This window comes from Streptacidiphilus jeojiensis (assembly GCF_042510965.1).
Classification (GTDB): domain Bacteria; phylum Actinomycetota; class Actinomycetes; order Streptomycetales; family Streptomycetaceae; genus Streptacidiphilus; species Streptacidiphilus jeojiensis.
Map to the genome: position 1 here is coordinate 457,251 of NZ_JBEUKS010000001.1, position 20,580 is coordinate 477,830.

25 protein-coding genes and 1 pseudogene are annotated in these 20,580 nt (G+C 70.5%); 13 read left to right on the forward strand and 13 right to left on the reverse strand.

Features of this window, described 5'->3' with window-relative positions; genetic code table 11:
* Positions 1 to 25 precede the first annotated feature (25 nt).
* The 3 genes from ABUW04_RS02020 to ABUW04_RS02030 all read left to right on the forward strand — a co-directional run bounded on the left by ABUW04_RS02020 (position 26) and on the right by ABUW04_RS02030 (position 2,594).
* Positions 26 to 430 (forward strand): hypothetical protein, encoded by a 405-nt coding sequence (locus tag ABUW04_RS02020; protein ID WP_030256363.1) that lies wholly within the window; start codon positions 26 to 28, stop codon positions 428 to 430.
* Entirely contained in the window at positions 427 to 1,347 is a 921-nt protein-coding gene (locus tag ABUW04_RS02025; protein WP_380562053.1) for a hypothetical protein, read from the forward strand. Before ABUW04_RS02020 ends, ABUW04_RS02025 begins: the two co-directional genes overlap by 4 nt.
* Before the next feature lie 266 nt (positions 1,348 to 1,613).
* Positions 1,614 to 2,594 carry an expansin EXLX1 family cellulose-binding protein gene (locus tag ABUW04_RS02030; RefSeq protein ID WP_380562055.1) on the forward strand — a complete coding sequence of 327 codons (981 nt, stop codon included), beginning with the start codon at positions 1,614 to 1,616 and terminating at the stop codon, positions 2,592 to 2,594.
* A 14-nt stretch (positions 2,595 to 2,608) separates the two neighbouring features.
* Here ABUW04_RS02030 and ABUW04_RS02035 read toward each other — a convergent pair whose 3' ends face one another.
* Positions 2,609 to 3,388, reverse strand: coding sequence for a helix-turn-helix transcriptional regulator (locus tag ABUW04_RS02035; RefSeq protein ID WP_380562057.1), 780 nt, complete (start codon positions 3,386 to 3,388; stop codon positions 2,609 to 2,611).
* A gap of 98 nt (positions 3,389 to 3,486) precedes the next feature.
* Here ABUW04_RS02035 and ABUW04_RS02040 point away from each other — a divergent pair, with 98 nt between their 5' ends.
* From ABUW04_RS02040 to ABUW04_RS02050, 3 genes are all read left to right on the forward strand, one after another.
* Entirely contained in the window at positions 3,487 to 4,302 is an 816-nt protein-coding gene (locus tag ABUW04_RS02040) for a phytanoyl-CoA dioxygenase family protein (RefSeq protein ID WP_380562059.1), read from the forward strand.
* Positions 4,299 to 4,616, forward strand: coding sequence for a hypothetical protein (locus ABUW04_RS02045; RefSeq protein ID WP_380562061.1), 318 nt, complete (start codon positions 4,299 to 4,301; stop codon positions 4,614 to 4,616). The genes ABUW04_RS02040 and ABUW04_RS02045 overlap by 4 nt, the downstream gene beginning before the upstream one ends.
* Positions 4,617 to 4,699: 83 nt before the next feature.
* Positions 4,700 to 5,557, forward strand: coding sequence for a class I SAM-dependent methyltransferase (locus tag ABUW04_RS02050; protein ID WP_380562063.1), 858 nt, complete (start codon positions 4,700 to 4,702; stop codon positions 5,555 to 5,557).
* 36 nt (positions 5,558 to 5,593) lie between these two features.
* Here the strand turns inward: ABUW04_RS02050 and ABUW04_RS02055 are convergent, their stop codons facing one another.
* Both ABUW04_RS02055 and ABUW04_RS02060 read right to left on the reverse strand, forming a co-directional pair.
* Positions 5,594 to 6,208 carry a hypothetical protein gene (locus tag ABUW04_RS02055; RefSeq protein ID WP_380562065.1) on the reverse strand — a complete coding sequence of 205 codons (615 nt, stop codon included), beginning with the start codon at positions 6,206 to 6,208 and terminating at the stop codon, positions 5,594 to 5,596.
* A 109-nt stretch (positions 6,209 to 6,317) separates the two neighbouring features.
* Positions 6,318 to 6,884: a TetR/AcrR family transcriptional regulator gene (locus tag ABUW04_RS02060; protein ID WP_380562067.1), complete on the reverse strand. Its 567-nt coding sequence runs from the start codon at positions 6,882 to 6,884 to the stop codon at positions 6,318 to 6,320.
* A 146-nt stretch (positions 6,885 to 7,030) separates the two neighbouring features.
* Between ABUW04_RS02060 and ABUW04_RS02065 the strand changes: the two genes are divergently transcribed.
* Positions 7,031 to 8,518, forward strand: coding sequence for an MFS transporter (locus ABUW04_RS02065; RefSeq protein ID WP_380562070.1), 1,488 nt, complete (start codon positions 7,031 to 7,033; stop codon positions 8,516 to 8,518).
* Here the strand turns inward: ABUW04_RS02065 and ABUW04_RS02070 are convergent.
* Positions 8,512 to 8,973, reverse strand: a complete 462-nt coding sequence (locus tag ABUW04_RS02070; RefSeq protein ID WP_380562072.1) for an SAM-dependent methyltransferase — start codon at positions 8,971 to 8,973, stop codon at positions 8,512 to 8,514. The genes ABUW04_RS02065 and ABUW04_RS02070 overlap by 7 nt on opposite strands.
* A 187-nt stretch (positions 8,974 to 9,160) precedes the next feature.
* On the opposite strand from ABUW04_RS02070, the gene ABUW04_RS02075 reads away from it, so the two are divergent.
* The 4 genes from ABUW04_RS02075 (at position 9,161) to ABUW04_RS02090 (ending at position 12,866) form a co-directional block, all read left to right on the forward strand.
* Positions 9,161 to 9,856 (forward strand): hypothetical protein, encoded by a 696-nt coding sequence (locus ABUW04_RS02075; protein WP_380562074.1) that lies wholly within the window; start codon positions 9,161 to 9,163, stop codon positions 9,854 to 9,856.
* A 132-nt stretch (positions 9,857 to 9,988) separates the two neighbouring features.
* Positions 9,989 to 10,912 carry an aldo/keto reductase gene (locus ABUW04_RS02080; protein ID WP_380562076.1) on the forward strand — a complete coding sequence of 308 codons (924 nt, stop codon included), beginning with the start codon at positions 9,989 to 9,991 and terminating at the stop codon, positions 10,910 to 10,912.
* A gap of 219 nt (positions 10,913 to 11,131) precedes the next feature.
* A complete protein-coding gene (locus ABUW04_RS02085) occupies positions 11,132 to 11,782 on the forward strand; it encodes a DUF1707 SHOCT-like domain-containing protein (protein WP_380562078.1) in 651 nt (216 codons plus the stop codon).
* Between the two features lie 82 nt (positions 11,783 to 11,864).
* Positions 11,865 to 12,866 carry a phosphotransferase gene (locus ABUW04_RS02090; protein ID WP_380562080.1) on the forward strand — a complete coding sequence of 334 codons (1,002 nt, stop codon included), beginning with the start codon at positions 11,865 to 11,867 and terminating at the stop codon, positions 12,864 to 12,866.
* An 11-nt stretch (positions 12,867 to 12,877) separates the two neighbouring features.
* Here the strand turns inward: ABUW04_RS02090 and ABUW04_RS02095 are convergent, their stop codons facing one another.
* The 5 genes and pseudogenes from ABUW04_RS02095 to ABUW04_RS02115 form a co-directional block, all read right to left on the reverse strand.
* Positions 12,878 to 13,648, reverse strand: a complete 771-nt coding sequence (locus ABUW04_RS02095) for a class I SAM-dependent methyltransferase (protein WP_380562082.1) — start codon at positions 13,646 to 13,648, stop codon at positions 12,878 to 12,880.
* Positions 13,645 to 14,631, reverse strand: coding sequence for a 3,4-dihydroxy-2-butanone-4-phosphate synthase (locus ABUW04_RS02100; RefSeq protein WP_380563417.1), 987 nt, complete (start codon positions 14,629 to 14,631; stop codon positions 13,645 to 13,647). Before ABUW04_RS02100 ends, ABUW04_RS02095 begins: the two co-directional genes overlap by 4 nt.
* Positions 14,632 to 14,682: 51 nt before the next feature.
* Positions 14,683 to 14,865, reverse strand: a pseudogene (locus tag ABUW04_RS02105) (hypothetical protein); the annotation flags it as partial.
* A gap of 375 nt (positions 14,866 to 15,240) precedes the next feature.
* Entirely contained in the window at positions 15,241 to 15,567 is a 327-nt protein-coding gene (locus tag ABUW04_RS02110; protein WP_380563419.1) for a plasmid stabilization protein, read from the reverse strand.
* 47 nt (positions 15,568 to 15,614) lie between these two features.
* A complete protein-coding gene (locus tag ABUW04_RS02115; protein WP_380563421.1) occupies positions 15,615 to 15,824 on the reverse strand; it encodes a VOC family protein in 210 nt (69 codons plus the stop codon).
* Positions 15,825 to 15,998: 174 nt separating this feature from the next.
* Between ABUW04_RS02115 and ABUW04_RS02120 the strand changes: the two genes are divergently transcribed.
* Complete coding sequence (locus tag ABUW04_RS02120; RefSeq protein WP_380562084.1) at positions 15,999 to 16,361, forward strand: STAS domain-containing protein; 363 nt, start codon at positions 15,999 to 16,001, stop codon at positions 16,359 to 16,361.
* A gap of 26 nt (positions 16,362 to 16,387) precedes the next feature.
* On the opposite strand, the gene ABUW04_RS02125 is transcribed toward ABUW04_RS02120, so the two are convergent.
* Positions 16,388 to 16,726 carry a helix-turn-helix transcriptional regulator gene (locus tag ABUW04_RS02125; protein ID WP_030256421.1) on the reverse strand — a complete coding sequence of 113 codons (339 nt, stop codon included), beginning with the start codon at positions 16,724 to 16,726 and terminating at the stop codon, positions 16,388 to 16,390.
* Between the two features lie 262 nt (positions 16,727 to 16,988).
* Here ABUW04_RS02125 and ABUW04_RS02130 point away from each other — a divergent pair, with 262 nt between their 5' ends.
* Positions 16,989 to 17,297 carry an STAS domain-containing protein gene (locus ABUW04_RS02130; protein WP_380562086.1) on the forward strand — a complete coding sequence of 103 codons (309 nt, stop codon included), beginning with the start codon at positions 16,989 to 16,991 and terminating at the stop codon, positions 17,295 to 17,297.
* A 23-nt stretch (positions 17,298 to 17,320) separates the two neighbouring features.
* Here ABUW04_RS02130 and ABUW04_RS02135 read toward each other — a convergent pair whose 3' ends face one another.
* From ABUW04_RS02135 to ABUW04_RS02145, 3 genes are all read right to left on the reverse strand, one after another.
* The gene (locus tag ABUW04_RS02135; RefSeq protein WP_380562088.1) at positions 17,321 to 18,133 is read right to left on the reverse strand and encodes an alpha/beta fold hydrolase; all 813 of its coding nucleotides are present in this window, start codon (positions 18,131 to 18,133) and stop codon (positions 17,321 to 17,323) included.
* Positions 18,134 to 18,152: 19 nt separating this feature from the next.
* On the reverse strand, positions 18,153 to 19,229 hold the full coding sequence (locus ABUW04_RS02140; protein WP_380562090.1) for a hydroxyacid dehydrogenase: 1,077 nt from the start codon (positions 19,227 to 19,229) through the stop codon (positions 18,153 to 18,155).
* Between the two features lie 143 nt (positions 19,230 to 19,372).
* Positions 19,373 to 20,545 (reverse strand): LacI family DNA-binding transcriptional regulator, encoded by a 1,173-nt coding sequence (locus tag ABUW04_RS02145; RefSeq protein ID WP_380562092.1) that lies wholly within the window; start codon positions 20,543 to 20,545, stop codon positions 19,373 to 19,375.
* Positions 20,546 to 20,580: the final 35 nt, after the last annotated feature.

A 20,580-nucleotide genomic window follows, 5' to 3' on the forward strand; every position in this document is an offset into this window, starting at 1 on the left:
TGATCCCGCGGTGGTAACCAGGAGTGTGAACCCAGACGAGTTCGACATCCTGTGGGATCCGCGCAGCGCCGATACGGAGCGCGGCGACCGCCCGGTGCTGGACCTGCCGCCCGAGTCGGACGCCGTCGACGCGGCCGACGCGCTGGAGGCGTTCTTCGTGGACGACACCGAGGCGACGACCGTCGAGGTGACCGTCGCGGACGCCGTCCTGGGTACCTCCAGTCGGGACCACCTGCTGGCGATCGGCTCCCCGGGGCTGCGGACCCTGGGCGATGCCGACGGGGCGACCCTGCCCGGTGAGTCGCTGCGCTACCGGATCCTCCGCTTCGAGTGCGACACCTGTCACGCCGTCATCCGCCGCATCCATGTGGACCGGCGTTCGATGCCGCAGTGCCCCAACGGCCACGACCGCATGCGTCTGGTCCCGTGAGCTTCGGCGCGCTGGCCAGGCCGGCGATCGACGGCAGCCGGTTCTTCCTCGTCGACTACCTGCCGACGTTCGCGGCCGGTCTGCTCCTCACCGTCCTGGTCTGGGCGGGCGCCCCGGGTCCGCACCTCGACTTCGACAGGGCCTGGCACACAGCCGCCGACCTGGGCATCGGTGAACTGACACTCGCCGCCACCGCGCTGCTCCTCGCCGCGATGCTCGGCCGCCCGCTGCAACTCGCGGTCGTGCGTCTGCTGGAAGGACGCTGGCCCGGTGTGCTGCGCCCGCTCAGACGGCTGTCGTGTTCGCGGCAGCAGAAGCTCCGCAGGAGCCTTGCCGCAGCGGCCGCACTGCCGGACACCAACGTGGACATCTCACCGGCCCGAACGCAGGCCATCGGAGCGGCCGGCGCACGCCTGCGTCGCCGGTTCCCGCCAGAAGGTCTCGAACTCCCCACCGCGCTGGGCAACGCGCTCGCAGCGATGGAGGCCACCGCGGGCGACGCCTACGGATATGACGCTGTGACAGCCTGGCCCCGGCTGTACCCGGTGCTCGGCGACCGGATGCGCGCCATCGTCGACGACCAGCGCAACAGTCTGGACGCCGCAGCCAGGCTGTCGGCCACCATGGCAGCGACCGCGCTGGCCGCAGCCGCGCTCCTGGCCAGGTCGCACTGGTGGCTGCTGCTCGCCGCAGTCCCCCTGGTGATCTCGCGCGTCGCCTATCTCGGAGCCGTCCAGGCGGCACTCGCCTACGGCCGCGCAGTGGAGTCCGCTTTCGACCTCCACCGCTTCGACCTCCTCACCGCACTCCACCTGCCCCTGCCAGCAGACACCGCAGCCGAGCGACGAACTGCCGCGCAGCTGAGTGACGCCTGGCTGCAGGGCGTCGAGTTCGATACCCAGTACCGACACGGTTAGGACCGGTACTGGGTCGTTGTCAACGGATGATCAGGAGTTGTCCGCGCAGCAAAGCCCGAACACTCCGAAAGCGGCATGCCAGCCGCCGGCCACGAAGCCCGCGATACAGCTGAGGATCGCGAAGCCGACCGTGGGGTTGCCGGATCCGCCGCAGGGTCGGAACGGTCTACGCAGCCCGGCAGGTCACGATCGGGCAACGGGCGGCAACCTTTCGTCGTCCTCTCAGCCACTACATGGAAGAACGGACCACGGCGAGAGGATCAGGCGTGACTGCGACCCATCGGAGCACGGAACACCGCGGGCGCCACCGAGGATGGCTGCTCGGTTCGGTGGCCGTGGCGGCGTTGGCCGCCCTCGGTGTGATCGCGAGCGTGGCCCTGGGCTCGACGCCGCAGCGGAATGTGGCGACCGGGACCGCCGTGGTGAGTACCAGCGCGGGCCCGAGTACGCCTGCCGCCTCCGCCGGCGCCGCGTCCACCCGTGCAGCGGCAACGACGACGGAGTCGAGCACGGCACGCGCCTCCGCCGGTGCGAAGCCGAGGGCGTCGACTCCGGCAGCCCCCTCGGCCCGATCGACCCCGTCGGCCGCCAACTCCTCGCAGGGCTCGTCCTCCGCCACGGCCGCGCAGGCCGGACGGATCCGGCCCGGCGTCAACTACACGGGAGTCGCGACCGAGTACGCCGCCGACGACGGCAACGGCGCGTGCCTGTTCGGCCCGTCCGCCACCATGATGATCGCGGCGATGAACTACACCGACTACGAGAACTCCAAGGCCTGCGGGGACCACATCCTCGTCCGGGCGTCCAACGGCGCCACCATCACCGTACTGATCACCAACGAATGCCCACTGCCCTGTGCCCCGGGCCAACTCGACCTCAGCCAGCAGGCCTTCGCCAAGCTCGCCGACCCCTCGGCCGGACGCATCTCCATCACCTGGCACCTGGTCAGCCCCAGCGACAGCGGCACCATCTCGTTCCGGTACAAGACGGGATCGAGCCAGTGGTGGTGCGGCATCCAGGTCATCGGCGAACGCAACCCCGTCGCCGAACTGGACGTCCGCACCGCAAGCGGCGGATGGACGGCGTTGACACGTATGAGCTACAACTACTTCCTCTCCCCCAACGGCACCGGCTGCGGCGGCGAGATCAGAATCAGCGACATCTACGGCCAGCAACTGACCGCGTCCGGCATTGCCATCCGACCGGACGCTGTACAAGCGACCCAGCTGCAGTTCGCACAGCACTAGGGTTGGCGCCAGAGTCAGTTCAGGTCCTTGCGGATGCCGCGTGGGGAGGCACCGAGTTCGCGGCGGCAGGCCTTGTTGAACGCCTGGAGGTCGGGGATGCCGACCGAGGCCGCGATGGCGGGGATGGACAGCGTGGTGGCCTGCAGGAAGTGGCGGGCCCGCTCCATCCGTCGAGCACGGAGGTAGCCGACCACGGTCTGCCCGGTGGCGGCGCGGAAGAGCCTGGTCAGGTGGTTGTGGGAGACGCCGACCGACTTGGCGATCTCCGCCACGCCCAGCGGCTCGGACAGCCGGGACTCGATCATCGCCAGGGCGGCCACGACCGCCGGATGGGCCGCGGCGGAGCCGACCGCCGGGCGCGGCGGAGCCAGGTGGGCCACCCGCCACAGCGCGGCCCACACCTCGGCCGTCGCCCTGCCCGGCTCGTGCGGCCAGGCCGCCAGGGCTCTGCGCAACTGCGCGGTGAGTGGGGCGAGTTCGGTCCCGGCGTCCTGGATCACCGGGATGCTGAGCGGCGAGCCGGCCGAGCCGAGGCGCAGGTGCACATAGAGGTGCTCGGAGCGGCCCCGATAGCGGTAGCGCACCGTGGTACCGGGCGGAACCAGGCTCACCCGGCCGGGGCGGATCGCATGCGCGGTGTCGTCCACGGACAGGTCGGCCTCGTAGCCGTAGAGATGGAACTGCCACAGGTGCGGCAGCGAGAACACATCCACCCGGCTGGCGGCGCCGTGCACACCGATGCCGACCGCGGCGACGCCGGGGGGCTCGTCGAGGTGGGCCACGGCGCTGTCCATGCCCGAGTTCTACCACGCCGGTCGGGGTGAAAACCGACCAGTGGACGGGGAACCCGGCCCACTCGCAGAGCCGGCCGGTGGCTCTAGCGTCTGTCGTCATGGACAACGAACGGAACCTGCTCGACTCGGTCCGGATGGCCCGTTTCGTGGCCCACGGTTCGCTGCGGCTGGACGCGGTGGTGCCTGCGGACATGAACGACGAGGCACTGTCGGTGCTGGCGGACGGGGTGCCGCCGGTGCGCTACGGGACGCCCCTGTCGAAGGCCTACGCCCCGGACTCCTTCACCGCCAGACTGCTGGCAGTTCCGCAGGTCGCAGGCGCGCTGCACAGTCTGGTCGGCCCCGAACCGCTGGTGGACCACCACGCCGTCCACGTGCGCGAACCCCACGGCGGGGACGCGCAGGCGTTGCACGCGGACGCCATCATCGACGTCCGGCCGGACGCCTTCGACGTGCAACTGATGTACTACCCGCAGACGGTGACGCTGGAGATGGGCGGCACCCTGAGCGTCCCCGGCAGCCATCTGCGCCGGATCAACGAGTCGGACACCGGCCGCTACCAGAACCTGCGCGGCCAGGACCGACTGGTCTGCCCGGCCGGGACCGTGGTGTTCGTGCACCACGGCATCTGGCACGGCGGCCGCCGCAACGACAGCGACACCACCCGCTACATGTTCAAGATCCGTTTCAATCCGACGGTCCGCCAGCAGCGCCTGTGGGACACCTCGGACCTGCACGACCCGCGGGTGCGGTCCGAGCTGGACGTCGTGTTCCCCTGGTACGAGCAGGCCACCGGGCGCCTGGAGCGGTACAACCGCACCCTGTTGTGGCGGGCGCTGACCGGCGATCCCGACTTCGACCTCGACCACTGGGTGACCAGGGTCTCCAACCGCCCCCAGGAGGCGACGGCATGACGGCTGATTCGCTCACCACGCCCCTCACTCCCGTGCTGCGCCAGCAGGTGCTCGTGCTGTACCTGCTCAACTCCGCGCTGGACTCGTACGTGGTCGGCTGGTCGCAGTACGACGGCACCGGCCGCACCTCACCGACCACGGGAGACAGCGCGGAGCCGCCCTACGAGACCGGGCTCGACGCGCTCAAGGACGGCTGGCGGCTGATCCAGGCCGCCCAGCTCGTCCCGCCGCACCCGGGCCACGAGTACGACGTCTCCTTCCTCAAGCACGAGTTCTTCTTCGAGAGGATCCTGCAGGTCCGAACCGATCGGTGAACTCAACCGAAGACCCGCTTCGTGGTGCGGACGGCGTGCGTCGTCGGCCACGCAGCGGGTCGCACTCGGGTAGTAATGTCCGCATGACGCAGACAGATCGTGACCTGACCGTCCCGGAGATGCTGGCGGCCAACGAGCGGAACTGGGACGCCCGTACACCCGTGCATGCGGCCAGCGACTTCTACGGACTGGACGGCTCCCGCTCGGGCGCCGACTGGTTCGCGCCGTTCGAGTGGGAGGACCTCGGCGACCTGCACGGGCGCACGGTGCTGCATCTGCAGTGCCACCTGGGCACCGAGACGCGCGCTCTCGCCGAACACGGTGCCGTGCACACGGTGGGGCTCGACTTCTCCCGGGAGTCCGTCACCCGGGCCCGGCAGTTGGCAGCCGGGGCGGGACCGAGCCTGGAGTTCGTCCAGGCCGACGTGCACGACGCCGTCGCCGCGCTCGGCGGGCGACGCTTCGACGTCGTCTACACCGGCAAGGGCGCACTGTGCTACCTGCCCGACCTGCCCCGGTGGGCGCAGATCGTGCACGCGCTGCTGCGGCCGGGCGGGATGCTCTACCTGGTGGAGTTCCACCCGCTGCTCAACTCGCTCGGCCCCACTCCCCAGCCGGACGAGGAACCGGGCCACCTGCGGCTGCGCCGGGACTACCTGGGCGGCAGGGGACCACTGCGGATCGACAACGCCCGCACCTACACCGACGGACCGCCGCTGGCAGGGGCCACGGTGAGCTACGAGTGGCGCCATGGCATCGGCGATGTCGTCGAAGCCGTGGCACGTGCCGGCCTGCAGCTGGACGTACTGCGCGAAACGGACCTGCTGCCGTGGCCCCGCTTCGCGTCCATGGTGCCCGGCAACGGCGGCTGGTGGCGGCTGCCCGAACACGAGCCGAAGGTACCGCTGATGTTCGCCCTGCGAGCGGTCCGCCCGGCCTGACTCCGGTTCAGGACGCCTCGGACCGGCCGCAGATCCTCAAGCGGGCAGGCCGCCGGTTCCGCTCCGGTCGTGGTAGCCGAGTTCCAGGTAGCGGGTGCGGGTGCTCCAGGTGCCGAGTTCGGGTGTGTCGGCCAGGATGTCGTGCCAGGGCTGGGCCTTGGGAGCGGCGTCCTCGTCGTACGCGGGCAGCGGATGGCCGGGGCGCCCGGCCCAGAGCCGCACTCGCGACCGCGCCTCGGACTCGCGGACCGGCTCCCAGAAGCCCACCGAGCACATGCCGGCGAGCTCGTGCATGGCGATGAAGCTGGTCACGCCGCTCTCGGGGTCCGTACGATCCGGGCGCTCCGTGAGGGCGTGCCAGAGGATGAACACATTCGGCAGCTGAACCGCAGGCTGGAAGCGGTAGACGAGCCGCTCCAGTCTGATCGAGCCGATGCGCGGCAGCTGAATCCGGGTCAGCGGGATGACCTCGTGCCTGCCGCCGGTCCAGGTCAGCGTCTCGTTGCGGCCCGTGTAGTCGGGCTCGCTGAAGACCGTGACGTGGAGGCGTTCCCTGCGATCGGGCCGACGGTTGTGCAGCAGACCCGCACCGGCGACGGCACCGCCGGCGGAGGCCAGGCCCGCCAGAAGGATTCTTGTCCTGCGCTTCATCGGGGCACGGCACCTCGCTTCCGGTGGGACGGGCGGCCTCCATCATGCGCCACCGACAGCTTGTTGATCCACCGTCAGGCCGGAAACCGAGGAGAGGCTCCGGCTGGGGTCACAGCAACCGGTCGACCAGTCCGTCGACGTACTCCGGCGTCAGCCGGCCCACGCCGAGCAGGACGCGGATGTACATCGGGGCCATGATGTGGTCCAGCACCTCCAGTGCGTCGGGTGCGCGCTCGCCGCGTTCGCCGGCGCGATCGAGCATGGACTGCAGTTGCCGGGTGCGTTCGGCCAGGAGGTCGTCACGCGCTTGCTGGCCCTGCTGACCGGTGCTGGACAGGGCGACGGCCAGGCGCACCACCGCCAGGCCCTCGGGTCCGGTGATCTCGCGGGCCACCTGGGCCGCGTAGGTGCGCAGGTCGCCGGCCAGGCTGCCGGTGTCGGGCATCGGCGAGCGCGTGTTGAGGCGGGTCAGCGCCACGTCGGTGAGCAGGGTTTCCAGGCTGCCCCACCGGCGGTAGATGCTGCTGTCGGCCACACCCGCGCGGGCTGCGACCTCGCCGACGGTGAAGTTGCCGTAGCCGCGCTCGCTGATCAGGTCGGTGACGGCCTGGTGCACCTCCGCGCCGACGCGGGCGCTGCGCCCGCCGGGCCGTCGGGCTCGCTGTCCATCGTTCATGCCATCACTTTAACGCAGCCGTGACTTGCGTTTACGAGGTGCACCTCCGTACAGTCGGTTAACGCAGTCATTGGCTGCTTTAGTGGGCCGGGGGCTGACCATGTCGGCCGCAAAGCGGCACAACTGACGATGGAGGGGGCATCCTCATGGCTGCATCGCCCGCAGCTGCAGGCAGTCGATCGAACCGGGCCGTGCTGCTCACGGTGACCTGCCTGGGCCAGTTCATGATCCTGCTCGACAACACGATCGTCGGAGCGGCGCTGCCCGACATGCAGCGCCGGCTGCACACCCAACTGACCGGTCTTCAGTGGATCGTGGACGCGTACGTCCTGCTGGTCGCCATGCTGCTGCTGTCCGGTGGCGTCTTCGCCGACCGGTTCGGCCGCAAGCGGGTGTACCTGACCGGTGTGGCCGTCTTCACCGCCGCGTCGCTGTTGTGCAGTCTGGCGCCCTCGCTCGGCTGGCTGATCACCGGCCGGGTGCTGCAGGGCATCGGGGCCGCGGCACTGAGCCCTGCCTCGCTGGCGCTGCTCGTCGCCGCCCATCCCGTGCCGCAGGAACGGGTCAAGGCGATCGGACTGTGGGCCGGATTCAGCGGAATCGGCCTGGCAGCGGGCCCGGTCGCCGGCGGCGTACTGACGGACGCCTTCGGCTGGCCCGCCATCTTCCTGGTCAATCTGCCCATCGGTGTGGTGCTGCTGCTGGTCGGTCTGCGCAGCCTCGATGAGGCCCGCAATCCGAGCGCCCCCGCGATCGACGTCCCCGGGACGGCGCTGTCCGTGCTGGGGGTGGGGACGATGACCTACGGGCTGATCGAAGGCGGGGCCCGCGGTTGGACGTCACCGGTGATCCTGGGCAGCTTCGCCGCCGCGGTGGTCCTCCTCGCGGCCTTCGTCGCCGTTGAGGCGCGTCGTTCCGCTCCGATGCTGCCGCTACGGCTGTTCCGGCAGCGGCTGTTCACCGTGTCCAACACCGCCATGGTCGTGGTGGGATTCGCGCTCATGGGTTCGTCGTTCTTCTTCTCCCAGTTCTTCGTCTACGTCCAGGGCAGCTCGATCCTGCGCGCCGGCCTGCAGACCCTGCCGACATCCCTCGCCATGGTGGTCGTCAGCCCGTACGCGGGCCGGCTCGCCGCCCGGTACGGCTTCCGGATCGTGGTCACCACCGGCCTGGCCCTGGCCGGACTGGGACTGCTGGCGCTCGGCCTGGTACACGCCGACACCGGTTACGGGAACGTGTGGTGGCGGCTGGCAGTCGTAGGCATCGGCTTCGCCCTGACCCTGTCCCCGCTGACGGGGGCCGCCATCCAGGCAGTCAGCCCGCAGGAAGGCGGCCTCGCATCGGGCATCAGCAGCACCACCCGGCAGATCGGCGCGGTGCTCGGCGTGGCGGTCCTCGGAGCCGTCGTCCGCACCCGGCAGTCCGGCGGCGCCTCCTACGCGACCAGCCTCAACAGCGCCTTCCTCGCCGCCGGCGCCGGCACACTGGCCACCGCCGTGTTCACCGCCCTGTGGCTGGCGAGGTCCAAGCCCGCGGAAGGCTCCGCAGCACCGCAACGTTCCACCGGTCCAGGTGCGGTCACCACCTCGAACGAGGCACCCACAGACAACCGTCACCGCGCCGTAGGTCAGTAGTACTCGCCCATCAGTTCCTTGGACCAGAGCGGCTGGACGATCTCCCCGCGCGGGCCGAACTCGCTCATGTACGGCTTGATGTCTAGTACCGGGGTCCCGTCGATCGCATCGAGTTCGGCGACACGGACCGTCAGGCCGCTCACCTCCAGCAGTCGGCACCTGGACACACCGATCCGGTTGGGCCGGTTCTTCCCGCGCTGGGCGAAGATCCCCACCAATGGCCAGTCCTGCCGGTTCCGCGGGTGCCGGGCTCCCGTCTCCACCTTCTCCTCAGGGACGAGGTGGAAGTGGTAGACGACCTCCAGGTGTGAGAAGTCGGCAAGCCCCGCAAGAGCCTCAGGCGAGAACTGGTCAGAATCCAGCTCGATCGCGGCCGTGACCGTGCCCCAGTGGTCGTCGAACGCCTCGTCGCGACCGCCGACGACAGTACCGATAGGAGTGATGGAGAGTGTCATGGACCGGACTCTACGACACCGCTGCCACCGCCTCCGAGGCGAGTGCCCCCCGCTGACTCAGTCTCAGGTACCGCCCGCTCCTGGAGCACCTTCCCGGTTGGTGTTGCGGCCGCAGAATCTCGATGCAGCAGGAGTGCACGGTGCGAAAGAATGGCGTCGTCAAGGGTGTCCGAGGGGCGGAGTTGTCGTGGGTGATCCGCGTGAGCTGCTCGATGCCGCGCTCGCGAGGTTGACGGCCCTCATCGAGGTGGAGCCGACGACTGCCGTGGACGGCTGCACCCACTGTCTTGCAGCGCACGAACTCGCCGCGTTGTCGGGTCCGGCTGAAGCGGTACCCGACGACCTCGTCGCCTATGTCGCCGGTGACATCCCCTCGATGTGGGGCGACTTCAGCACGCTGTACCGCCGGCTGACGCCACGGATCCTCACCCTGCTGATGCGCGGTGAACTTCACGTCGACGAGTCACTGGTGGGGCTGAACCTGGCCCGGGCCGACTGGCGCTCCTGGCCCAATGGCCAGGCGCTCGCGCTGGAAGCTGTCTTCACCGCCTGGTGGAGCACAGTTCTGGCATCCCCCGCCGCCTGTCCGACCGTCGACCAAGTCCTGGACCTACTCCTCAGCGCAACCGGCACGATCACCCCGTGGCTGGAGAGGTGGGCCGCTACCCGCACCCCGTCGGCCGACCTCCATCTCGAAGATCTGATCCAGAACTGGGCTCCGTACCTGGTCACCGGCCAACTGCTCCTGGGTTTCCACGACGATTTCGATGTCACGGCCGAGGTCACCGCCTGGATGCTCCAACAGGGCCCCGAACGCGTGCAGGACGAAGACGCGTGGGAATGGCTGACGGCACTCGACGGCGCGGCACGTCCTCGAAGCTGACGCAGCACCAGTGGGTTCGGCTGGACGCTTGGCTGCCGGTGGGCACGAGGGCTCGACATTCGCCGAGGTGGTCCCGTCTCGACCGGTCACAGCTGCGGAGTCAGCGGATCGCCAGGCGTACCATGGGGAACCATGACGATCATGAAGCGGTCCCTCGGGAACACCGGCGAGGATGTGACCATCCTCAGCTACGGCGCCATGGAACTGAGGGGCGCACCGCGCGGCCCCGAGATTGCGGACGACGACGCCGGCCGTCTGCTGAACGCCGTCCTGGACGGCGGCATCAACCTGATCGACACCTCACCCGACTACGGCCGCAGTGAGGAACTGATCGGCACTCACATCGGCGGACGCAGGGACGAGTTCTTCCTCTCCTCCAAGTGCGGCTGCCCGCTTGACCTGCCGACCGACACTCCGCCGCCCTACCGGCACGACTTCAGCCCCGGGAACGTCCGCGCCAACGTCGAACGTTCACTGCGGCGGCTGCGCACCGACCGCCTCGACCTGGTCCAGGTGCACATGTCGCCGAGCGAGACGACGCTCCGGGAGGACCGTACGGTCGAGACGCTCAAGGACCTCCAGGCCGAGGGCAAGATCCGCTTCATCGGTATGTCGGGCATCCTGCCGAACCTGCCCGACCACCTGGCGATGGGTGTCTTCGACGTCTTCCAGATCCCGTACTCGGCGGTCCAGCGCGATCACGAGGCGCTCATCACCCGGGCTGCCGACGCGGACGCGGGCACTCTGATCCGGGGCGGCGCGGCGCGCGGCGCCGCAGCGGAGGACAAGAAGTGGCGCAGCGGGCCGCTGAGCCAGACCCCCGGCACCGCTCAGCGGAACTGGGAGACCTCCGGCATCGCTGAACTCCTCAGCGAGGCCGGCATGAGCAACATGGAGTTCGTCCTGCGCTTCACGCTCAGCCACCCCGGTCTGTCGACGACGATCGTCGGCACCGCCAATCCGGCCCACCTCGCCGGCAACATCGCCGTCGCACAGAAGGGGCCGTTGCCCGACGACCTCTACGAAGAGGCCAAGAAGCGCCTCCCCCTTCCGTAGGACCACGCGCGGAAAAGGCCAGCGGCGGCCGCAGGCACGGCCCTGCTCACTGCGGCCCGGGCATCTCGCCGGGGCTGCAGTGCCTGCGGCGCTCCCATCTGTCCGGCCCGAGGTGGTACCAGAGCTTGGCGGGCATGATTGCTGCGGCATAGCGTTGGTCACCGACCGCTGCGCCGACCCCACCGCGTGCAAGCCCTCGACCAGGATCAGGACGGAAACATGTCAGACGAGATCTCGCCCGCCGGCAAGAGCTCCGATCGTGCCACGTCACCCGACCTGCGGGCCTCGCATGCGGATCGGGACCGGGTGGTCGAGGTGCTGCGGGTCGCGGCGGGTGACGGCCGGCTGACCTCGGACGAGTTGGACGAGCGATTGGAAACCGCGCTGTCCGCGCGGACCCTCAGCGAACTCACGGCGCTCACCACCGACCTGCCGCCCGTGGCCGCCTCCGGCGGCGCGGTTGTGGCTGAGGTCAAGGACGTCCTGCGGATCGAGCGGAGGTTCAGTCCGGTCAAACGTGTCGGCCGCTGGGTGGTGCCGCGACGACTGGAGCTGGCGACGGAGTTCAGCGAAGTGACGCTCGACTTCACAGAGGCAGTGATCACGCAGGACACCCTGCAGATCGATATGGACATGCAGGGCAAGAACCTGATCCTGATCACCAAGCCGGGCATCGTGGTCGACACCGATGCCCTGAACCTGGCATTCAGCAAGATCAAGATCCGTCACGCCCCGGACCCGGACATGCCGATCACCCTCCGCGTGGAACTGGTCGGCAAGAAGAGCTTCGGCCGCGTCGTCGTGCGGCACCCGAGGAAGAGAGCCGCCCGACGGCTACTGGGAAAGCCTGCGCGCCGTCCCGCCGACTGACGGCTTCCCACGACTCTGCGATGCTGATCGAACGTGCCGGACCGCGTCACTGTCAGGGCGCAAGGATCTCATCGTCGAGGACATGGTGCTGCAAGTCGATCATCTCGTCGAATTGCTCGGCCTCGGTTCGGCCGCCGGGCCGGCGACCAATCTGAAGCCGGGTGATCCGAATCCGGTGTTCGCCGTCGACACCGAGCGAGGGCCGTGGGTCATCAAGACCGTGCGACCGGCCGGAACCTGGTGGTTCGACCGGGCACGGCGTGCGGCCAGCCTTGAACAGGCAGCTCTGGCCGCGGGCGTCGCGATGCCCGGTGTCGCACCGACCGTTCCCGGAGAGCGGATCGGCATGTGGACTCCGAACGGGGACGGCTCCTTTGCTCGCGCGCTGATCCGCATCGACGGATCCCACCCGCCTGTCCCGCTTGCCCCGGAAGTCTCCCGCTGGGTCGGAGCGACGCTGGCCGCCCTCGAAGCCGTCGCACCACCGGTCCCCGGAGCATGGGAGGAGACCGGCTACCCGACGTACTCGGCCCCGGAGTGGGCCGAGTGGCTGGACGAGGCCCACACCCTCGGCGTGCTCTCCTCGGCGCAGGTCGTCGACGCTGTGCATCTGATCGCCGATCTCAACGAGCGTGTTGAGAGCGGCATCGCGAGGTGCCCGGGGCTCAAGGTGCTGCACCGGGATGTGAGTCCCGTCAACGTCCTGTTGACCGAAAACGGCCCGCAGCTGCTGGACTTCGACTCTGCCGGCCCGCAGGTGCCGTGGTGGGAGGCGGTCGGGCACTTCTTCGCCCTGGCCAGTCCGGACCTGGGCCGGATCGAACCGGACCGCCGGAGCATCGACGCCGCCGTTGCGAGCTACCGCGACGGCGGCGGTGAAGCGGGACCGGCCGAGCCGGAGGCCTTCACCGGAAGGCTCGCGGCGGATCTGTCGTATGCGGCGTTCCTGCTGTGGAACGCCTGTGGCCATCGCGGAGGTGACGCCGCGTGGCATCTTCGATGCGCCCACGGCATGCGAAAGTCCCTGCGCACGCTCGGCTCGATCTGCACCTCGGCGCAGCGTTGGTCGACCTGGCTGCGCTGATGGAGACACCGTCAGGGCTCCTCTCTTCTACGGGCGGCGAGTAGCAGGATCGGGGGCCGTCGCAGGTGTTCGGCCAGTTCGGGGCGGGTGTGCAGGGCTGTGGCGTCCGGGGTGGGTTCCTCAATGGCGGTGAGGTCCAAGCCGGCTCCCAGCAGCGTGGCGATCAGCGTGGAGGTGCGTCGGTGGTGTTTCCCGACGCCTTCGAGGATCCAGTGCTGCGTGCGTGGGCCCTCGGAGGCGTAGTCGTCGACCGGCCAGACCCAGCCTGCGCCGATGTGGCAGCCTTCCTCGGCTTCGCCGGTCCGCAGCCAGCCGGGCATGCCCCGGTGGGCGGTGCAGATCGGGTGCTCCTGGGAGAAGACCAGCCGTCCCCCGGGACGCAGCCAGTCGGCGATGCGCCGCACCAGTGCCGGGTAGTCGGCCACGTAGTGCAGCACCATGCTGCTGACGACCAGGTCGGCGGACCCGGACGGCAGGCTCAGCGACTCCAGGTCCGCCTGGATGAAACGGACCCTGGGATGCGGTTCGGCGTTCGCCAGCATCCGCCGTGACGCGTCCACGGCCACCACCTCCGCCGCGCCGGCGTCGGCGAGCCGACGGGCGAGCGCCCCGGTCCCACACCCCAGGTCGACCACCGACGCGCCCTGCACCGCGGGAAGGTGTCGGGCCATGGCGGGGATCTCCAGAGCCTCGTTGATTCCGGCGCCGGTGGCCCGCAGCCGTCTGTAGCCGTCGTGGAATCGCGGGTCGTCGTACAGGTCCCGGCCCTCGACCGGGGTCACAGGTACTCCACCAGATCCGCGATGTCGAGCAGGGGCAGGCCCCACTGCAGGGCGGCGACCTCCAGTTCGGCCGCCCTGGCCATGGTGCCGTCGGCGTTCATGACCTCGCAGCACACCCCCACCGGCGGCAGCCCCGCGGCGGTGCACAGGGCCACGGTCGCCTCGGTGTGGCCGGCACGCTCGGCGAGACCGCCGGGCCTGGCGGCCAGCGGGAACACATGCCCGGGTCGCAGGAAGTCGTCCGGGCGGGCGTCGGGATGCGCCAGGCGGCGCACGGTCGCGGCGCGTTCGGCCGCCGAGACTCCGCTGCCGGTGCCGGACGCCAGGTCCACCGGAATGTGCGGCCGGGTTCCATGCCGGTCACCCGGCCCCGGGATCGGCCCGAGTTCCAGCCGCTCCAGTACGCCCGGCGCGCACGGCACGGTGGTGTGGCCGCAGACCTGGGTCAGCAGGAAGGTGAACGCCTCCGGCCGCAGCCCCGCCCCCGCGAACACCACGTCGCCCTCGGCCTCCCGGTCCGGATCCCAGACCATGACCCCGCCGCCGGCCGCGAGCTGCGCCGCCGCCTGCTGCACGCCCCGGGCTCCGGTGACCCGCCCCGCCCAGGGCAGCGCGGCGACCACCTCGGCCACGGCCCGACGCGGGTCGCACGGCCAGCGCCGGGCCAACCGGGTCATCAGGTCGATCTCCAGGTTGACCCGGTCTCCGGCCGCCAGATCCGCCAGGGTGGTCTGCTGCAGGGTCAGCGGGACGAGCACCACGGCGAAGCGGTCCCGGCCCACTTCGGCGACGGTGAGGCTGACACCGTCCACAGCGATCTGGGACTTGGGCACCATCAGTGCCTGGCACCGGCCCGGAGGCTTGATCCACAAGCGCCGGGCGATCCCCTCGTCGTCGATCCGGACGACCTTGCCCACGGCTTCGACATCGCCCTGCACCAGGTGCCCGCTGCTGAAGTCCCCGAGCCGCAGCGGTGTCTCCACATTGACGCGCATCCCGGGCCGCAGCTCTCCGAGCGTCGACCTGCGCCGGGTGTCGGCGGACAACGCGGCCTCCAGCACGCCCTCCGCCCGCCCCGAGGACGTCGCTCTGAGCCCCACCCCGTTCAAGCAGAACGTTCCGCACCCGGCGGCAGCGGCCCGTGGGGCGCTGACCGCGATGTGATCCTGATCGGCCGACACGACGGCGCCGATCTCGCAAATGTGCCCGTTGAACACCCGGTGTCACCTCCCGACAGCGGCAGGGGGACCCTGCCGGCACTGAGAAAGAACCCAGGAGCCCGCGTCGGGCCCGAGAGGTGACGGGGTCTCACCGTATGGCCCGGAATCGCACCGAGTCGTCCCACCGCAGCCGGCGGAACTGGCGGACTGTCACCGCCACACCTGGAATCACACCGCTGCCCATCTAACACGCGGTCAATTCATCGAGCAAGTACCGGTCCCAGCACCGTCCAGCGATCCACGCCCTCGCCAAGGCGCGAGCGTTGGCCGGGCGAGCGGTGTTCGTGGGCGACACCCCTGGGACGTCCAGGCCGCCCATCGGGCCGGCGTGCCCTCGGCCCACGCTCGTCGAGGCAGTGAAGGTTCTACGGCTCAGCTTCCGCCGAGGGCCCGCTGCAACTCCGCCTTGTTCATGGACGAGCGGCCCTTGATGTTGCGCTGCTTGGCCTGGTTGTAGAGCTGGTCGTAGGTCGGGCCGCCAGAGCCCCGGTGCGAACGCTGTCCGCCGCGCTTGGCAGAGGACATGTCGTGGGTCGAGCTGCGGCTGGCGGTCTTGGACTCACCGCTGCGGGCGCGTTCCTTGTTCACCGTGCGGGCCGCGATCTCCTTGGCCCGCTTCTCGCTCTCCCCGCGCTTCTTCGCGCTGTCCTTGATGTGCTCGTACTGACGCTCCCGCTTGGGACTCGATCCGGAAGGCACTGCATCCACCCGCTCTCCTGGGAGACTGGATTCTCTGGCTCGCTCGCCTACCCCGGATCCTCGAAGTCATGGGCGGCTCCGGGCGACGAGGCTCCCCCCGCAGCCCCGCCCGACCGGAGCCGGGAGCGGACCTGGGCGGCGACGAAGAGGCAGAACGGGTTGCCGACAGGGTCCAGGTGTACCAGGACGTCGTCCTGGGGCTGGTGGTCGGCCAGGGTCGCACCCAAGCTCAGCGCGTAGGCCGAGGCCGACGGCAGGTCGTCGACTGGTCAGAGGGCGCGCAGCCGCCAGGTCACTACCGTTTCATCCTCTGGGAGGATATTGCCGGCGGGCAGGCATTGCTTGTGCGGAACAGGACAGCCGGACCGGAAGAGGACGAGATCCGTCCGGACCGCTGGTCCAGTTCTGCCGCCGGAAGCGAGGGCTGACTCATGCCCCTACGCGTTCACACCAGTGCCGGCCGCGCGGTGATCGCGCTGCCCGAAGAAGTCGATATCAACAATATCGAGGCCATCCGCGTCGTGGCGCGCACCCAGGTGTGGGGGGCATTGCCGCAGCTGCGTGAGATCGTGTTCGACCTCACCGGCACGGCCTACTTCGGCACCGAGGCCGTCCACCTGATCCGTGACACCCGGCGCCGCGGCCTTGACCACGGCGTGTGCGTGTTCGTGGTCTGCCTGTCGCCGATGCACCGGCGGCTCCTGAGCTGTATGGGGCTCGGTCCCGACATCGTGCCACCGGACCCTGCCCACAGCCGGATCAGGCTGCCGCGGCAACGAGGGCCCAGTTCCTGAAGCTCCCGGCGGGCGTGTCACCGGCTTCACTCCCCTTTCTGGTGCTGAGCTTCCTCGGGGCCGGGGTTCTGGTGGACGGCGAGCAGTGCCAGGAGTTCGGCGACGGTTGATCCGGTGTCAGCGGGGTGGCGCAGGGAGGTGTCGGCGCTCACCTGGTAGTGGTTCGAGCGGCCCTGGCGCGTGTGGGCGAGGTAGCCGCCGGCTTCGAGGTCCGCGATGATCCGCTGGACCGCACGCTCGGTCAGCAGGCAGTGAACAGCGATGTCACGCACTCGGGTGCCCGGGTCGCGGGCGATCGCAGCCAGCACGCGGGCATGGTTGGTCAGGAAGGTCCAACCCGGTCGGCCATCGGAAGCTGCATCCATCCCTCCAATATAGGACCTCTGGTTCACGCCTATCAATTAACGAAAACAAATTCGTGTATAGGTTGACGTGAACTGTCGGACTGTGCAAGCTGGACGCGTACATTCGGCAGCCCAGGGAGCTACGGCCATGTCCCCCTCTGACGGTGTAACGGCGCCAGGCGGAACGTGTGGCGCGAGTTCACACAGCCGCGAGGCCCTGACGGTCGGTTCGGTCTTGCTCCACATACGGATCGAACCGGTCGGCCCACTCACGCGGGTCACGTTGGCCGGCGAGATCGACTGTGACTCCACCGCGCTGCTCAAAGGCGCGCTCACTCGAGCCCTGGACGACTGCAGTGACAGCCTGGAGTTGGACTTCGGAGCCGTGCGCTTCTGCGACTGCTCAGGGCTGAACGTCCTCCTGCACATCCGTGCATGCGCCGAGAACCGTGGCGTGAGGCTGACCTTGGCCCGAGCCGGCTACGCAGTGCAGCACCTGCTCGAGCTCACCGAGACCCGTGCACTCTTCTCCCTCACCGACCCTGCGCCGGCACCGCCGCCGTACCCTCCCGACGTCGCGGGCCCGGTCTGAGCAGAGGCATGTGGGCCAGGCCCTCAGTCGAACAGAGACGCGAGTTCGGTTGGGTGTTCCTCGTGCAGGTAGTGGCCGCCCGGCAGCAGTTCGACGCGCCCCTCCGGCAGGGCCCGGCGGGCCCAGGCGGCGCGCTCCTCGGTGGTCATCACGGTGAGGACGGGGCAGCTGAGCGCCCGCAGCCGTGCCTCGGCGGCCGGCCGGGAGCCGAAGGCGGAGGGGGCGAGGTACATGGCGTCCCGGGCCTCGGCCAGCACCGCCGGGTCCATCGCGGACATGAGCCGGCGGTGCAGCTCGCGGATGGCCGGCGCGGTGTCCGGACCGTGGGCGGTCCCGGCGAAGCGCACCGCCCACGGCGTGCCCTCCGCCCGCAACTGCCGCTGCTCGCCGGGGATCCGGCGCATCTCGGCCTGGTCCGCCCCATAGGCCGGATCCAGCAGCAGCAGCCGGCTGACCGACTCCGGGTGCGCGGTGGCCAGCTCGACCGCGATCTGCGCGCCCATCGAGTGTCCGGCCACGGTGACCGGTCCGGTGCCCAGGCCGAGCAGCAGCCGGGCCAGGTCGCCGGCGAAGTCGGCCGGTGCGTATCCGTGCGCGGGGCCCGGTGAGTCGCCGTGGCCGCGCAGGTCCGGCACGATCGTGCGGCGGCCGGGGCCGAGTGCGGTGACCAGCGGCCGCCACTCAGCGCCGCTGCCGCCCCAGCCGTGGACCAGCAGGACGGGGTCCTCGCCGGCGCCCGAGTCGCGGCAGTGCAGGGCGACGCTCGCTCCGGTCCGCGTCGCTCCGGTCCGCGTCGCTCCGGTCCGCGTCGATCCGGCCCGCTTCGATCCGGCCACCGGTCCCATCCCTCCAGGCTCAGAGTTCCTCAGGGTGTGCCAGCGGTTCGCCGCGCACGATACGGGCCAGCTCCGCGCCCACCTGACGGCCCATCCGGCGCAGCTCAAGGCCCATCGAACCGGCGATGTGCGGGGTGAGGAAGACGTTCGGCAGGTCGTACAGTACGTGGTCCGGGGCGAGGACGTCGGGCTGGGTGACGTCGAGGACGGCGTCGATCCGGCCGCTGCGCAGCTCGTCCACCAGCGCGTCCTGGTCGACCACCGCGCCGCGCGAGGTGTTGATCAGCATCGCGCCGTCCCGGATCCGGGCCAGCTGGGCGCGGCCGATCATGCCGGTGGTCTCGCCGTTGAGCGGCGGGTGCAGCGTGATCACGTCGCTGACCCGCATCAGCTCGTCCAGCGGGAGCAGCCGGGCGCCCAGCGCGGTGGCCTGGTCCGGTGTCAGGTAGGGGTCGTACAGGGCGACGTCGAGGTCGAAGGCAGCGAGGCGTTCGATGACGGCGCGGCCGATCCGTGAGGCGCCCACGACGCCGACGGTACGGCCGATGTTGCCGGCGAGCGGGTACTCCTCCTCGCGGTCGATCCGGGTGCGGCGCAGTCGGTACAGGTCGCGGGAACGGAAGGCGGCCTTGTTGGCGAGCACGATCATGGCGATGGTGTACTCGGCGACCGGGACAGCGTTGGCCAGTCCGGCGTTGGCTGCCTGGATGCCGCGCCGCCGGGCGCCCGGCGGCAGCAGGGAGGCGGCCGCGCCGCCGGTGTGCAGCAGGTAGCGCAGCCGGGGGGCGGCGGCCAGGTCCTGCTCGGTCAGGCCCGGCGCACCCCAGCCGGTGATCAGCACCTCGGCCCCGGCCAGGGCGCTGCGGGCGGCGGGCGAGCCGTACTCGGCCAGGACGCCACCGAGTTGGCGGGTGCGGTGGCCGGCGGTCAGTTCCTGCAGTTCCGGGCCGAAGAGCCGGGGCGCGAGCGATGCCGGGCGCATCGCGAGGGCGAAGGTCACCGGTTCGGCCCGGGCCCGGCGCGTCTCGGCCGGTGACTCGGCCGGTGGCTCGGGGTCGATGCCTGGGGATGTGGGTGTCTGCGGGGTACGGGTCATCGCTCCTCTTCGCTGCTGGGTGCCAGCGAGGCATGAAACTAGTTCCAGACCCAGTGCGAAAGCAAGAGGGCCGCAGTGGTGAACTGATCCGCAGCACGGACGGAGGGTCGGTAGGACGGCGGACCGCCGGACCGGCGGGCGGCTCAGTCCCGGACCCGCCCGGTGGAGCCGCGGACGATCAGCGAGGTGCCCAGCCGTACGTCGGTGTCGCCGTCGCGCAGCCCGAGCGCGATCTCGGCGGCGTCCACCCCGATCTGACGGAACGGCGGACGCACCGTGGTCAGACCCGGCGTCAGGTCGCCGACCACCGGGACGTCGTCGAAGCCCACGATCGAGAGGTCCTCGGGGATCCGCAGCCCCCGCGCCCGCGCCGCGCGGTAGGCGCCGACGGCGACGTTGTCGGTCATGCAGACCAGCGCGGTGGGCGGCCGGTCCGCGTCGAGCAGCAGCGGTGTGGCCCGCTCGCCCTCCTCGATGGTGTTCTGCGCCTGCGCCACCAGCCGTGGGCTGGCTTCGAGACCGTTCTCCCGCACTCCGGCCAGGTAGCCGTCCAGGCGCAGGTCGGCCATGGTGCCGCCGCGGGGCGCGCCCACGTATCCGACCGAGCGGTGCCCGAGCTCGGCCAGGTGGGACACCGCGGACCTGATCCCGCCACCGTGGTCGTAGTCGACGCTGCGCACCTGCGGCAGTCCCGGCAGTCCGGGTCGGCCGCAGAACAGCAGCTTCGATCCGACGGCGGCCAGGTCGCGGACGTAGCCGCCGATACGTTCGGTGTAGGCGCGGTCCGTGCCCGAGGAGCCGACCAGCAGCACGGCGGCGGCGCGTTGCTCGCACAGGGTCGCGATGACCTGCCGTTCGCGCTCGGGGATGCCGTGGGTGGTGCACAGCAGCAGCAGGTGGCCGTTGGCGGCGGCCACGCTCTCCGCCCCGGCGGCGGTGGCGCCGAAGGTGAAGCCGGCCATCTCGGAGGTCAGGAAGGCGATGCTGCGCGTCCCGCGGCCGGTCATGGCCCTGGCCAGGCCGTTGACCACGTAGCCGAGTTCGGCGGCGGCGGCGAGCACCCGGGTCCGGGTGTCGGGGTTGACGTGCTGGGATCCGCCGAGGACGCGGGAGACCGTGGCCGGGGCGACGCCGGCGTGGGCTGCGACGTCGCGGAGGTTGACCGCGCCGACCTTCTTGGGCCCTCGCGAGCCACGCCGCCCGACTGCGGGGCCGACCGCAGGACCGACCGCGGGCCCGGCAGTGGGCCCGGCCGCGGGGCTGCCGCCGGGGATGCCGGCGGGACCGGCGGCGCTGGGGTCTGCTGGGTCGCTCACAGGGCCGATGCTACAAGCCGCGACAACGGTCACGG

Bases quoted from the DNA above. Each gene is read 5' to 3' on its own strand.
- ABUW04_RS02090 (WP_380562080.1), top strand. From the start codon at position 11,865: ATGGTGCTGCAAGTCGATCATCTCGTCGAATTGCTCGGCCTCGGTTCG.
- ABUW04_RS02040 (WP_380562059.1), top strand. From the start codon at position 3,487: ATGGACAACGAACGGAACCTGCTCGACTCGGTCCGGATGGCCCGTTTC.
- ABUW04_RS02065 (WP_380562070.1), top strand. From the start codon at position 7,031: ATGGCTGCATCGCCCGCAGCTGCAGGCAGTCGATCGAACCGGGCCGTG.
- ABUW04_RS02085 (WP_380562078.1), top strand. From the start codon at position 11,132: ATGTCAGACGAGATCTCGCCCGCCGGCAAGAGCTCCGATCGTGCCACG.
- ABUW04_RS02125 (WP_030256421.1), bottom strand. From the start codon at position 16,726: ATGGATGCAGCTTCCGATGGCCGACCGGGTTGGACCTTCCTGACCAAC.
- ABUW04_RS02035 (WP_380562057.1), bottom strand. From the start codon at position 3,388: ATGGACAGCGCCGTGGCCCACCTCGACGAGCCCCCCGGCGTCGCCGCG.
- ABUW04_RS02140 (WP_380562090.1), bottom strand. From the start codon at position 19,229: ATGACCCGTACCCCGCAGACACCCACATCCCCAGGCATCGACCCCGAG.
- ABUW04_RS02060 (WP_380562067.1), bottom strand. From the start codon at position 6,884: ATGAACGATGGACAGCGAGCCCGACGGCCCGGCGGGCGCAGCGCCCGC.
- ABUW04_RS02070 (WP_380562072.1), bottom strand. From the start codon at position 8,973: ATGACACTCTCCATCACTCCTATCGGTACTGTCGTCGGCGGTCGCGAC.
- ABUW04_RS02055 (WP_380562065.1), bottom strand. From the start codon at position 6,208: ATGAAGCGCAGGACAAGAATCCTTCTGGCGGGCCTGGCCTCCGCCGGC.
- ABUW04_RS02120 (WP_380562084.1), top strand. From the start codon at position 15,999: ATGCCCCTACGCGTTCACACCAGTGCCGGCCGCGCGGTGATCGCGCTG.
- ABUW04_RS02045 (WP_380562061.1), top strand. From the start codon at position 4,299: ATGACGGCTGATTCGCTCACCACGCCCCTCACTCCCGTGCTGCGCCAG.
- ABUW04_RS02080 (WP_380562076.1), top strand. From the start codon at position 9,989: ATGACGATCATGAAGCGGTCCCTCGGGAACACCGGCGAGGATGTGACC.
- ABUW04_RS02050 (WP_380562063.1), top strand. From the start codon at position 4,700: ATGACGCAGACAGATCGTGACCTGACCGTCCCGGAGATGCTGGCGGCC.